This window comes from Shewanella septentrionalis, from assembly GCF_025370265.1.
In the GTDB taxonomy this organism is placed as follows: Bacteria; Pseudomonadota; Gammaproteobacteria; order Enterobacterales; family Shewanellaceae; genus Shewanella; species Shewanella hafniensis.
Genome location: NZ_JAMTCC010000001.1, coordinates 74,587 through 88,521 on the forward strand (window position 1 = coordinate 74,587; position 13,935 = coordinate 88,521).

At 37.3% G+C, this 13,935-nt stretch carries 13 protein-coding genes; 2 read left to right on the forward strand and 11 right to left on the reverse strand.

The features are described 5' to 3' along the window. Positions 1 to 84 precede the first annotated feature (84 nt). Both NE536_RS00330 and NE536_RS00335 read left to right on the forward strand, forming a co-directional pair. On the forward strand, positions 85 to 534 hold the full coding sequence (locus tag NE536_RS00330; protein ID WP_115334245.1) for a copper resistance protein NlpE: 450 nt from the start codon (positions 85 to 87) through the stop codon (positions 532 to 534). A 164-nt stretch (positions 535 to 698) separates the two neighbouring features. Continuing rightward, positions 699 to 1,409, forward strand: a complete 711-nt coding sequence (locus NE536_RS00335; RefSeq protein WP_261271429.1) for a HutD/Ves family protein — start codon at positions 699 to 701, stop codon at positions 1,407 to 1,409. Between the two features lie 198 nt (positions 1,410 to 1,607). Here the strand turns inward: NE536_RS00335 and rfbB are convergent, their stop codons facing one another. The 11 genes from rfbB to NE536_RS00390 all read right to left on the reverse strand — a co-directional run bounded on the left by rfbB (position 1,608) and on the right by NE536_RS00390 (position 13,714). Continuing rightward, positions 1,608 to 2,630 carry a dTDP-glucose 4,6-dehydratase gene (gene rfbB / locus NE536_RS00340; protein ID WP_261271430.1) on the reverse strand — a complete coding sequence of 341 codons (1,023 nt, stop codon included), beginning with the start codon at positions 2,628 to 2,630 and terminating at the stop codon, positions 1,608 to 1,610. A 131-nt stretch (positions 2,631 to 2,761) separates the two neighbouring features. Next, the gene (gene glmM / locus NE536_RS00345; protein ID WP_261271431.1) at positions 2,762 to 4,114 is read right to left on the reverse strand and encodes a phosphoglucosamine mutase; all 1,353 of its coding nucleotides are present in this window, start codon (positions 4,112 to 4,114) and stop codon (positions 2,762 to 2,764) included. A 77-nt stretch (positions 4,115 to 4,191) separates the two neighbouring features. After that, positions 4,192 to 6,132, reverse strand: a complete 1,941-nt coding sequence (locus NE536_RS00350; RefSeq protein ID WP_261271432.1) for a nucleoside-diphosphate sugar epimerase/dehydratase — start codon at positions 6,130 to 6,132, stop codon at positions 4,192 to 4,194. Between the two features lie 286 nt (positions 6,133 to 6,418). Next, positions 6,419 to 6,973 carry a sugar transferase gene (locus NE536_RS00355; protein ID WP_261271433.1) on the reverse strand — a complete coding sequence of 185 codons (555 nt, stop codon included), beginning with the start codon at positions 6,971 to 6,973 and terminating at the stop codon, positions 6,419 to 6,421. Positions 6,974 to 6,987: 14 nt separating this feature from the next. Then, positions 6,988 to 7,908 (reverse strand): NAD-dependent epimerase/dehydratase family protein, encoded by a 921-nt coding sequence (locus tag NE536_RS00360; protein ID WP_261271434.1) that lies wholly within the window; start codon positions 7,906 to 7,908, stop codon positions 6,988 to 6,990. Continuing rightward, entirely contained in the window at positions 7,905 to 8,663 is a 759-nt protein-coding gene (locus tag NE536_RS00365) for a glycosyltransferase family 2 protein (protein ID WP_259508347.1), read from the reverse strand. The genes NE536_RS00360 and NE536_RS00365 overlap by 4 nt, the downstream gene beginning before the upstream one ends. Next, positions 8,653 to 9,771, reverse strand: coding sequence for a glycosyltransferase family protein (locus tag NE536_RS00370; protein WP_261271435.1), 1,119 nt, complete (start codon positions 9,769 to 9,771; stop codon positions 8,653 to 8,655). Before NE536_RS00370 ends, NE536_RS00365 begins: the two co-directional genes overlap by 11 nt. A gap of 9 nt (positions 9,772 to 9,780) precedes the next feature. Further along, positions 9,781 to 10,848, reverse strand: coding sequence for an EpsG family protein (locus NE536_RS00375; RefSeq protein ID WP_261271436.1), 1,068 nt, complete (start codon positions 10,846 to 10,848; stop codon positions 9,781 to 9,783). Positions 10,849 to 10,884: 36 nt separating this feature from the next. Continuing rightward, positions 10,885 to 11,925, reverse strand: coding sequence for a glycosyltransferase (locus NE536_RS00380; RefSeq protein ID WP_261271437.1), 1,041 nt, complete (start codon positions 11,923 to 11,925; stop codon positions 10,885 to 10,887). Between the two features lie 93 nt (positions 11,926 to 12,018). Next, complete coding sequence (gene wecB / locus NE536_RS00385) at positions 12,019 to 13,146, reverse strand: non-hydrolyzing UDP-N-acetylglucosamine 2-epimerase (protein ID WP_342455065.1); 1,128 nt, start codon at positions 13,144 to 13,146, stop codon at positions 12,019 to 12,021. A 52-nt stretch (positions 13,147 to 13,198) separates the two neighbouring features. Then, positions 13,199 to 13,714: an acyltransferase gene (locus tag NE536_RS00390; RefSeq protein WP_261271438.1), complete on the reverse strand. Its 516-nt coding sequence runs from the start codon at positions 13,712 to 13,714 to the stop codon at positions 13,199 to 13,201. Positions 13,715 to 13,935: the final 221 nt, after the last annotated feature.

Consider the following 13,935-nt stretch of genomic DNA (forward strand, 5'->3'; position numbering starts at 1 on the left):
TAGCCAAAGCTAGGCTAAGCCAGCCTTGGCGGGTATGATGAATGCACTTAACCCGTAATACCCCGAAATTCTATTGGAGCCACTATGAACAAATCACTATGTTGCATCGCACTTCTGGCCTTATTTACCACGGCTTGCTCTGAAGCCCCAAAAGAAGAAACAGCAGTCGATACAACCCAAGTTCAAACAGAAGCCGCCAAAACCGTCCCTGTCGGTGATACCAGTCAAAATTCGCTCGATTGGGCAGGCAGCTATGAAGGTGTGTTGCCTTGCGCCAGTTGCGAAGGTATTCAAACCCTGATCACATTACAATCTGATAATAGCTTTGTTCAAGAAACGGTTTATTTGGGCAAAGATGAGAAGATTTTAAAACTGATGGGCAAAGCAGCGTGGGATGAGAAAGGCCAAAAAATCACCTTGGAAGATGGTACACAGTATCTGGTCGGTGAAAATCAGCTGATCATGTTAGATACTGAAGGCCAAAGAATTACCGGCGATCTGGCCGCTAATTATGTGTTGAAAAAGAAACAATAGCAGAGTGTTTGTTTGAAGAGAGGCATCGCTATGCGATTATAAAATCGTGCAGTAACCCTCTAAAGATCAAATGTACTCCGCCAAATCAAGGAACAAATAGAAGGCTCAAGGATGAGCGAACGACATTGTTATTAAGCCACAGGTTAAAATACAGAGACAAAGGAATGACTTTAAATATACAAGCACAATTGATCCGCTATCAAGATTGCCCATCAACGCCATGGAAAAATGGCGGTGGGAGCACAAAACAGCTACTTATTTCCCCCATCAATGCCGAACTTACTGAATTCGATTATCGGCTCAGCATAGCAAGCATTAGCAGTAACGGATCCTTTTCATTATTTAATGGCATAGACAGACAACTGGTCATCCTAGAAGGCGATGGTGTTGAACTCAGTATCGATAGCCATGAAGGGGAAAAACAGATAAATGACCTTGGTGCAGAAGAAAGGATACAGGGAGACACAGATACAACTGAGTATAAACGACTCACGCCCATAGACAGTCCCTTCTGCTTTGCAGGTGAAACCTCAATAACAAGCCAACTATTGGGTAGTGATGTTATTGATTTCAATGTGATGACTAAACGAGGCGTATTTAAAGCACATACTCAAAGGCTTAACTTTGATAGCATATTTATAGTAGAACATGCTGCAATTACAAACAACAATAAAAGTGAACACCACAACACAGCAGACGCTCCTATAGTCGACCTACTCTGCTGCTTAGATACAATGACATGGGAGCATAATGGAAAAGTTATCAAAATCATGCCCTATGACATGCTTATCACTAAACCAGGCGAAGATATAAAGTTAGCAGCGGCAGCACCAAGTCGATTACTTAGAGTCACCATTACGGCCTGTAAACCATAAAAGCTATCCTTGCTTCTCAGATTCATCATATTTAGGAACAGTTAAATTTAGCTATAAACATAGTTGTAGAAATTGCCTCGATAATTAACTAAACAACATGTCTTAGCTTCTACTGCACTGAATAAGTAGCTTCAAATAATATGTAACCTCAAATTTCCCCATGCTCGCTAGCGGTACAAATCTGCAATATTAATCAATTTACGATTTATGATACCGAGCCACTATCGACTCGACCGTTTTTCTAAGGCCTGAATCAAAGGATTCTAATGGTTGCCAACCAAGCTCTCGCTGGATCTTGCTAGCATCAATAGCATACCGAACGTCATGCCCTGCTCTGTCAGTAACATGTTCTATCAAACTGCGAAAACCAACACCATCAGCCGCAAGTGCTTGTGCATGAGTGGGTACTAACTCCTCAAGTAAATCGCATATTTGATGTACGACTTCAAGATTACTCCGCTCATTAGTACCACCAATATTATAAGTCTCCCCCACCTTACCCTGGGTCACCACGAGAAACAACGCCCGTACATGGTCATCAACATACAACCAATCACGAACTTGTTGGCCATTACCATATACAGGTAACGGCTTGCCAGCTAATGCATTCAACACCATTAACGGGATCAATTTCTCAGGATATTGAAAAGGTCCATAATTGTTGGAGCAGTTAGTGATGACTATCGGTAAACCATAGGTACGATACCAAGCCCGAACTAGATGGTCCGCCGATGCCTTGCTCGCCGAATAAGGAGAGCTGGGAGCATAAGCTGTCGTCTCAGAAAAGAGCCCAGTATCACCAAGTGAACCATAAACCTCATCAGTAGAAATATGATGGAATCGAAACACTTTTTGCTTGTCGTCAGTCAAGCTTTGAAAGTAACTACGGCACGCCTCAAGCAATGTATAAGTACCCACTATATTGGTTTGGATAAATTCAGCAGGACCATTAATTGAGCGATCAACATGGCTTTCGGCCGCCAAATGCATCACCACATCAGGCAGATAATCCTGAAACACTTGATCTAATTTCGCCCTATCGCCAATATCTGCTTGAATAAAATGATAGCGCTCACTATTGGCAATAGATGCTAAGGACTCGAGATCACTGGCATAGGTCAACTTATCGAAATTGATCACAACACACGCCGTTTGCTCAATCAGCATCCGGACCAAAGCAGAACCGATAAAGCCTGCACCACCGGTAACGAGCACTCGCATATCGCCTACCCCAAAAATAAAAAGCATTAAAATAAAAAAGCCAGAAAGTATACAACTTTCTGGCTTGAAAAAATCAGCATAATAATATTCGAAAGGACATTTAGCGCCGTTAGGCTTCACAGAGTCCTGAGTTAAGCTGCTCGAACCACATCTGCAATATATTCTGCTTGAGTCTGCGTCATTATAGTATCAGTCGATTCGACCATTACCCGAATAAGCGGCTCTGTACCCGATTTGCGCAGCAACACACGCCCTTGGTCACCTAAAATCCCTTCGGCTTTAATCACAGCTTGCTGAACGCTACTTGTCGCTAAAATGCTATCAGCATCAGCTGTGGCTAAACGTACATTAATTAACACTTGAGGCAATTTAGTCATGCCAGCTTTAATCTCAGATAAACTCTTCTGGGACTCTAATACAGCTTTAAGCACCTGTAAGGATGCAACAATGCCGTCACCCGTTGAAGCATGCTGCAAACTCAATATATGACCTGACCCCTCACCGCCGAGTTGCCAACCAGTTGCTTTAAGCTGTTCAACCACATAACGGTCGCCCACCTTTGCACGCACAAAGGGAATATCCATTTGCTTAAGCGCCAGCTCTAAACCTAGATTTGACATTAAGGTACCAACCACGCCACCCGTCATTTCACCTTTGCTGTAGGCAGCCTGGGCAAGAATAAATAAAATCTCATCACCATCAACCACATGTCCATTGTGATCGACAAATATGACACGGTCAGCATCACCATCAAGCGCAATACCTAAATCAGCTTCATGTACCATAACCGCAGTTTGCAAACTGTCTAAATACGTCGCCCCACAGTGATCATTAATATTCACGCCGTTAGGTTTATCATTGATACTAATCACTTCAGCACCAAGTTCACGGTAAACATTGGGCGCGATATGGTATGCGGCGCCATGGGCGCTATCGACGACAATCTTCAATCCCGCTAAAGACAAATGATTTGGAAGAGTGCCTTTGCAGAACTCAATATAACGACCGGCAGCATCATCAATACGGCGCACTTTGCCCAGCTTTTCAGAAGAAACACACTGCATTGCATTCTGGTTAAGCGCCTTGTCTAACAAGGCTTCGATTTCAAGTTCTTGGGCATCATTTAACTTAGTGCCAGAATTAGAAAAGAACTTAATGCCATTATCATAAAATGGATTGTGCGATGCGCTGATCACAACCCCTGCGTCAGCACGAAATGTTGAGGCCAAATACGCCACCGCGGGGGTCGGCATAGGGCCGATAAGCGCAACATTAACGCCTGCAGCAGAAAACCCTGCTTCCATTGCCGACTCAAGCATATAACCACTACTACGGGTATCTTTACCAATCAGTACTTCTTTAGTGCCACTAGACGCCAGCACAGTGCCCGCAGCCCAACCTAACTTCATCGCAAAATCAGGCGTAATAGGAAACTCACCGACCTTGCCACGCACACCGTCAGTACCAAAATACTTCCTAGACATACAGCATCCTTAAAAACAGTTATAAACGAAAAAAGCCAAATCAAATTTGATTTGGCTTTTCAAATACCACAAGAAAACTAAGAAACTAGCGGAACAACTTTATTTTGCCCATCAGCAGCGCTTAATTTTTTCTTTTGCTGCCACACTAAATCGCATATACCGTCTGTTGGGTTAAAACCTGTTGGTGCAGACAGTAAGATTTCTCGTATAGCTTCATGGTTAAACTCATGACAAGCTTTATCTAAGCGACTAAGAATAACTTCTAGCTCTTTCCAAGAAAGATAGCTTTCATTGGCAGTCATAATACGTTCATGCTCAGTACCAGTAACATCATCACCAATAAGTAATTCTTCGTATAATTTTTCACCCGGACGTAATCCACTAAACTCAATGGCAATATCACCATCAGGATTGAGTTCATCCTTCACTTCAAAACCGCTGAGACGAATCATTTTTGCCGCTAAATCAACTATTTTGACGGATTTACCCATATCAAGGACAAACACATCACCACCTTTACCCATAGCACCCGCTTGGATAACTAACTGTGAAGCCTCAGGAATAGTCATAAAGAAACGGGTAATTTCACGGTGAGTAACAGTAACAGGCCCACCATTGGCAATTTGCTTGCGAAATAGCGGTACTACAGATCCAGAAGACCCTAATACATTACCAAAGCGAACCATGCAAAAACGGGTTTGATGTGTTTCTTTAGATAACGCTTGAAGTGCCAACTCGGCCATACGCTTAGTAGTGCCCATGATATTAGTTGGTCGTACAGCTTTATCGGTCGAAATCAATACAAAAGTTTCAACCTTTGCTGCAATCGCTGCGCGAGCCGTGTATAGAGTACCGAAGATGTTATTACGCACACCTTCAACGACGTTATGTTCCACCAATGGCACATGCTTATAGGCTGCAGCGTGATACACAGTTTGGACTTTAAACGATTGCATTACAGCATGAACACGATTTTCCCGCTGTACCGAACCCATAATTGGTAAAATCTTAACATCAAGTCCTAGCTCAAAAGCTGTCGCTGAAAGTTCGCGCTCAATCGTATACAAGGCAAACTCAGATAATTCAAATAGCACTAATTTTTTAGGTGATTGTTTTAATATCTGTCGACATAACTCAGAACCAATCGAGCCACCCGCTCCCGTGACCATCACTACTTTATTGCGGATATTGGCAACCATTAAGTCACAACGGGGAGTAACTGCATCACGTCCTAGCAAATCATCAATTTCGACTTCTTTAATATCGCTATAAAGCTTATTACCACTCACCAGATCAGCCATTGCAGGTAAGGTTAAAACTTGGACAGCCAAAGGTTCAAGCTTAACTAAAATCTCTTGGCGACGAGAGCGAGAGGCACTTGGCATAGCCAATAAGACCTTGGTAGCTGCTTTTTGTGTGATGAGTTTTTTAATAATAGAAGGCGAATGAACATGCACTCCTTGGATGACAGTGCCATGCAAGGTCGCATCATCATCAACAAATGCAAAGGGATAATACTCATGGCTTTGAACAAGTGAAGTTACCAGTTGGCGACCACTCACACCTGCACCATAAATAATCACCGGCTCACCAATGCGTTTTAGGCCAGCCCCCACAAGCGAGCGCACCATAGCGCGAGTTCCACCGATAAATACCAAGGCAAAAGCTGCGTAAATAATTGGTACAGTACGGGGTAAATTCGCCTCGCTATAATAAGCAATTAACACTAACGACACTGTTGATGCGAGCACACCTACTATAATCGCAGTAAGCGCCTGCAAGCCCATATATCTAAGTACAGCGCGATATAACCCCAGCTTAGCAAACACCATGATACTCACAGGCACAACCAAAACAATGAGCAACCAGTATGTACTATTAGTTAAGACACTCACGGCATCTAACCGCACCAACAAGGCTGCCCAAAATGCGACTAAGAGAAATACCGAATCAATCGCCACACTCACTAAACGTTTATGTGACCGTTTCAAAGAAAATAAACATTGCAAAAATTCCATTTTCCGCTCCAATTTACTCAAAAACTTCATAAATTCCATAATTAACTGCACCGCCTCCATTCGCAAGAGGCTCAAACAACAAAGACCAACAATATCACAGCCCTGTTAAAAAATCTCTAACTAAGGATGCTATCTAAAATATGAGCGACAGCTTTAAAAGTATGAAAAATAATAAGATAGGGATAATCTATACAAACTAATAGCTTCATGAAAACAGCATCAATAATATTTATAGCGTAAAAAAAACACTACCAATTGAATCGCTAAACATAAAACAAAGAATCAATTACTTTGGCTTAACCGCATCTCCACTACCACTCCCCGTAGCAGTCTTAATAATGTATTTAAAATAATCTTTGATGGTTAATGACTCGATCATCTGTTTATCAGTTTCAGCCAACAGTTTAGGCGTAGACATATCAATATTTTGCACTTGCGCTAATCCTGTTATGCCAGGCAAAAAATTATAAACTCCCAAAGCATCACGTTCTGCAATCAGCTCTTCTTGGTTAAATAAATTGGGCCGTGGACCGACTAAACTCATCTCCCCCTTTAACACGTTAATTAGTTGTGGTAATTCATCAATTTTGGTCTTACGTAAAAAACCACCAAACTTAGTGATCGAAGCATTGCTCGCAAGATGGCTCGCAACCGATGCAGTATCCTTACTCATAGTGCGAAACTTAACCAGACTAAATGGCTTTTTATGTCTACCTACCCGAGTTTGGATAAAAATCGGTGAGCCTGTATCAAACAAACCAATAATAGTCACTATAACTAACAGAGGGCAAAGTAACAAGAGGCCAAAGAAAGAAGATAAAATATCTAGTATACGAATCATTTATAAATCCAGAGTTATTTAAAACAACGACGAATACCTTCGTCTAATGTAATGGGGGGCTTCCAGTTTAGTGTTTTTTTAGTGTGCTCTATATTAACAGTTAACGAACTAGAAAACCTCTCTACCAAAGCTTTCTTACCAAATATTAAGGCTACAAATTTTAAAAAAGAAACCGGTACAGGTAACAACCTAGGCTTTAAACCCAAAGCTAAAATCATTTTCTTTAAAAGGTTTGATGTAGATATGTTTTCATCATCACTCACTAAAAAAATTTGATTGGCTGCATTTGGATGTTCAATACACGTTACTATTAAATCAATTAAATTATCTAAAGCAACAAAACTACGCTCATTGTTAATAGCCCCGAGAGGTAGTGGTAGGTTTTTATTTGCTATTTTCAGTAAAGTTCCAAAGTTACCCGGAGCATTCTTCCCATATATTAATGGAGGCCTTATTATGACTACTTCAAGCCCTGTTTCTTGCGCAATTACATTCAATCCTTCTTCAGCTTCATACTTTGAAATAGAGTAGCTATCAGTTGGATTAAGTGCATCATCGACTAAAAAAGGCTTTTTGTTTGACGCCCCATTTACACCTATAGAGCTTATGAAAATAAATCTTCTAACACCTTGTTCAGCAGCTTGCCTGGCTAACTTTAAAGTAGCCAACGTATTAACTTCATAATAGGACTGCCTAGGGTAATCAATATTAACCTTATGTGCTAAAGCAGCTGCATGTATTACACACTCTATTCCATTTAATGCTAAGGAGAAATCACTGCTACCAGAAAAACTACCAAGATAATAAATGTTTTCAACATTATTTACCAACTCTCTATTTTCTCTCAAGATTAACGAAAGGGTATATTTTTGACACAAGGCTTTATATATCGCCCCACCTAAAAAACCACTATAGCCAGTTAACAATACATTCATTTATACTTAAACCATAAAACATTTACTAAATACCTGAAGCAATAATAAAGAGACTTCAGAACACTGAATTTTTCTTCATTCCTATATATATGCCAAAAAAAATGAATCACTCTATACTTATTAGAACTAACCGAATTGCCAACAACTCTATATTTGGCTAAAACGACTCCAACAGATTTACAACTACCATAAACTTTTAGTACTTTTAACCACAAAGAAAAGTCTTCATGCCCACATCTAGGGAATTTAAGTCCAAATAAAAGACTTTTATGAATTATGGCAGTTAAACAGCCAATAGAATTATTTTTCAATAGATCATTGTATGTTACTTCTCTTGGCGGTTCGTAAAGCCCATTTTTGAGACCAAATAACTGATACGATGAACAAGAGAATAAGCAATCCTCTCTCAACATAAACTCTATTTGAGTACTAAGCTTATTTGAAAACCAAAGGTCATCAGAGTCTAAAAAAGCTATATAATCACCTTTTGCATGAGACAACCCTATATTTCTAGGTTTTGAAGGTGAACCACTGTTTTCTTGTAGTGAGATTAGTTTAATACGTTCATCCATGAAATTCAAAACAAGGTCTTTAGTACAATCTGTTGAATTGTCATCTACAACTAACAATTCCCAATTAGAATAATCTTGATGCAGGATGCTTTCAATAGCAGATTTTATATAAAGACCAGCATTAAAACTAGGCATAATGATGGATACAAGTGGACTATCTTGAGTCTGAGTTTTATGAGACATTAAATTTTTCTTTTTTCAAAGACATATCATTAAACGCTTCAAATAGCTTATATTCTTGACATTCCCAAAACAGTTCAATCTCATATTTTTTGAATTTTTTTCCAAAATCGTATCTTTCTAATTTTTCAAAAATATCATCTACGCTAGATTCATCAACAAATATTATACTGCTATCTATCTCCCGATGTTTGGACATCATTGTGCCTGCAGATATGATTGGTACTGTAGAAAATAAAGAACATTCAAAGTATTTATTTGAGATGGCATAACGAGTATTGTAGTCATTAGTAGGGTAAGCAGCCCAAACTAAATCACTAACATCATATATATATTTCAGCTGATTGTTGTTATACCTGCCAAAAAAAAACACTTTATCGCAAATACACATGTCACCAACTAAATCTTGCATATATTTAAGTGAAGGACCATCACCAAAAACTAATAATCTATAACGACTTGTCTGTTTAATGAACTTAAGCAAACTCATTAAAACTTCAGGGTAACGAACAACGCCGATCCAAGACAAGTTTAGTGTATCACTATCGAAATCTAGTACTGATTGGAACCAACTTGGTGGCTCTATATTCTTGTCACATAAAGTTTTAGGAGGGTAGTTTTCAAATGTAATCGATGAATTATTTCCATCATATAACTGACCAAAAAACCTTGATGCATATATAGTTAAGTCAACTGACCTCAACATTTTACGCTCTAACCAATGGAGAAATTTTAAAATAATTTTATTTCTTGACGTAGGAAGATCTAAACAATCGTATACAATTAAAGCATCACCACGAACAATTACTTTTGCTAATAAAACTAAAAAAAGAGAGTCCCAGTGACTAGCCAAAATAACATCAGGTCGGCATTTTTTGTATACCTTTATGATATGCAGAAGAAATAAAGGTAGTATTAATAGCTTCCTTAATGGATTACCATAACCAGTATTAGTCTCTAAAATATAGCTTTCCTCAGGGTAGGTCTTTCCGCCACGTCCCCGATTCCAAGCACATACTATACAATTAAATTTGCTCTTAAATGTATTTGTAAAGCGTTCAGTCCTTGTGTTCATAGGCCAAGTTGTATCAACGACAAGTAAATTTTTCATCTAATAATTTCATCCAAAATAAAAGCTATACGGTTGGGCACCTAAAATAATTGGCAAGGTGTATAGCACATAAACAAAAGAGTAAAATACTGACATCATCCTTATATGACCAAATGAATTGAAAAACCTGAAATTATAATACTTACAAATCAGAGGTATAACTAAAACACAAGAAACAAGGTAGAAATAGCTTAATCGCCAAGCAATAATAGTAACGCTTGAAAAGGCAATCATTAAAAATACGCCTACAAAAAAAACTTTGAATATATAAGAATCAAAGCCATGGATTATCGATTTCCTGATATTATAAATCAGAAGGGTCGTCATTAAGCTTAAAATAATACGGGGATCATATAATTTCATAGGATAACCATAATCTTCAGATGATATATAAGATTTTATCAACCAAGCAATATGATCCATACCTATCAAACTAAAAACATTTGCAATAAGAAAGAATGGATTAAAAACTAGCCCGAATAAGAATGCCAGTACTATTAAAACCAAAAGGGTTCTATAAGTAAAACAAGTCAAAAAAACCAAGAACAAACAAATAGCCGAGCTGTGAAATGAAATTGCTATTAAAAATAATATAACTGAACTTAACTTCCTAGATTCATAAAAGCTAATTATAAAAAGCAATCCAAAACTAACTGCTACGGAAATCCTAGATGAATGCATATTCATAGTTAGGAAGTATGGAGTCCAAAATAACAGCGACACTATTGGGTAGTATGAATATTTATTAATTAACCATAAAACAGGAATAGCGGCTAATAAAGCCATGGAGAATATAATAAACTGCCCATCAAAACCCGTAGCATTACCAATAAACGATAATAATCTAAAGCCAAGCTCAGCATGAATTGTAGGGTCTATTACACTTTCCCAATTAACGATTTTTGAGTAAAGCCTTAGATATGCATCATAATCACCTGGACCTGTACCACCTACACGAAAAGCAGAAAACGTTAAAAGAAATAATGACAAAATAAGAAAAGTTAATTTTTCAAATTTTGTTTTATCAAAAACAGTCGAAAACAATAATACTATTATAAAAAAAATGTATGGCAGCATAAGCTAGCTATCACTTGATATATTTATACTATGCAATCAAAGAGTACTTAGTAATTTAGAGGACCACTCAGATAGAGAAAAATCAGATCTTACTTTCTGATATGCCGATAATGACATTTTTTCATACTCAGAATCAGATAGATTTAGAGCCTTCTCTAAGGCTGATTGCAAATTAAAGTCAAATGCGACAATACCATTGACACCATCAGTTATAATTTTTTCATATCCATTACCCGGAAAAATAATTGGTACTAAACCATAAGACATTGCCTCTAATAAAGCATAATTAGCTAAAATAAAATCTGCTGGCAAAACAAAAAACTTATGTTTAACCATTTCTTGAGATATATTTAAAATAAAACCATCCGCAATAACTTCATTATCTAAGTCAGCTTCTGCAAGTATATTTAGAACGCGATTTGAATAACCTTCTGCTCGGACACCATACACTTCATTAGAAATACTATTAAATCCATAAATAGATGCTAAAAATTTAAATCCATTTTTTTTAAGCGTAGAAAGTGCTTCAACAAATGTTGATACATTTCTGCTCTCGATTACAGCATTAGCATAAATAAAATCTTTAGCGATTTTATCTCTGACCTGATATGCATCCTTAACTGGTACACAATTATAAATACTGATGGTTTTATTAATTAGCTTTTTATTGATCGAACTTATGGATACTAAATGATGTAATTCTTTTGCTAAAATTAAATCAGACAAACGTAAGCTCAGCCTTGTAAAGGCTGTTTTTACTTTAATGAAAATACTCAAAAAATACGAACTTTTATTAAAGTGCGTTTTGTCTTCTTTTAATTCACCACCAATTAGCCAGAATCTTATCTTTACTCTGAGTAACTTAGCTATAACAACATAATAGAGAGATAGTATAGAATAATCATAACAATCAATATAATCTGGCTTGAAAGTATAAAGTGTATTAATAAATCTACACATTCTTTTAAATGGATGTTTACCTGCAAACACTATATCATAAGGCTCATTACATTTTGTAGGACACGAATTAAGTAAAACCTTTGGCTTAACCCCTATATTTAAATATGAATCCATCATATAACTATACTTAGAAGCAAAGAACGGAAGGCCTACTATCAATATTTTTTTCATAAAATATATTACGTTACATTAAATAATTAAAATAATAGCTTATAGTGCCGTATAAAGATGTTCAGCAATTCTTACGCATGCAGAACCATCACCATAGGGATTATGTGCTTTGCTCATCTCTTTATATGCACCTTCATTCCCTAGCAAATAATTTAGTGCTGCCGTAATTCTGTCTACATCAGTACCAACCAATCTTACTGTTCCAGCTTCTAATGCTTCTGGGCGTTCAGTAGTATCTCGCATTACCAATACAGGCTTACCTAAACTAGGCGCTTCTTCTTGAATACCACCAGAATCAGTCAAAATTATATGTGAGCGATTCATTAAGTATACAAACGGAAGATATTCTTGTGGTTCAATCAAATATACGTTGTCAACATTTTTCAAAATGCGGTTTACCGGTTCTTGAACATTAGGATTTAAGTGCACCGGATATAGTATTTGACAATCTGGATGAGCTTTAGCTGTTTTCACTAAAGCCTCGCAAATACGTTCAAAACCGCCACCAAAACTTTCACGGCGATGACCTGTAACTAAAATAAGCTTTTTATTTTCATCAAGCATTGGAAACCGGACTTTAAGTGAGTTACATAAATTAATATCGCTCTCAATTTTACTTTTAACCATTAACAAAGCATCAATAACAGTATTACCCGTTACAAAAATATTAGCAGCTGAATAATTTTCTTTTATAAGATTAACTTTAGATGTTTCAGTTGGAGCAAAGTGAAATTTAGTTAATGCGCCCGTTAATTTACGATTACCTTCTTCCGGCCACGGCGAGTAAATATTACCTGTCCGTAAGCCAGCCTCAACGTGCCCAACAGCTATTTGTTCGTAATATGCTGCTAAACTTGCAGCAAATCCAGTAGCTGTATCACCATGTACAAGCACGACATCAGGCTTAAAATCTTTTAATACAGGCGTTAACGCTAATAAAATACGGCTTGTTATTTCAGGCAATGATTGCCCTACTCTCATTATATTTAAGTCGTAATCAGGCATTATTTTAAAAAGTTCAAGTACTTGATCTAGCATCTCACGATGCTGCCCAGTAACGCATACTTTTACATCAAATCTGGCATCCTTCTTGAGAATATAGAAAAGTGGACACATTTTTATCGCTTCTGGTCGAGTACCAAATACCAATAATACTTTTTTTATTATTTCCACTAAGTAAACCTTATCCTTTTCTGATTAAAAACAATATTAATTAAACTTAACTACTTTTACTTTTGATAAACTTTGCAGGAACACCACCTACTATAGCCATACTTTGGACATTTTTAGTTACAACGCTACCCGCAGCAATAGTGGCCCCTTTGCCGATAGTTACACCTTTTAAAATAATAACTCTGGCTCCAATCCATACATCATCTTCAATTATGACTGCAGCTCTGGTCATTCCTTTATTAAAGTAAGTCTTATCAACATTACACCAATTATGATCAGCTGTAAATATCATTACATCAGGACCCATTAATACTCGGTCTCCAATAGTAACCTCATCTACGCAACTTAAGTATGCATTTAAACCAAGTCCAGATTGCTCACCAACACTCAGATTTTTCGGATTAGACACTTCAACGCCTTTCAAAACTACAGAACCTTTACCAAAAGATTTACTCCAATGTTTGAAAAAAAGCCCTCTCAACCGGCAGCTAACCCCATTAACATTTGAGCCAGGAAGCCACACGACAAATAAGGCGTAAGCTAATAACAATAATCTAAACATACTAACACTCTCTACAATACTTATAAAAAATATGAAAAAAAACCAATTTTAAAGCAAAAAATGAGTTTACTCTAAAATCAATGCACTAAAACAACTAATATTTAACACTTCCCGACTTACTATATGACAACACACCAAATAAAGAGAATAAATAAAGAGAATAAATAAAATACTTGCATTCTCACTTTATTACTAGGGAGACCGACCTTTACTATTTACCT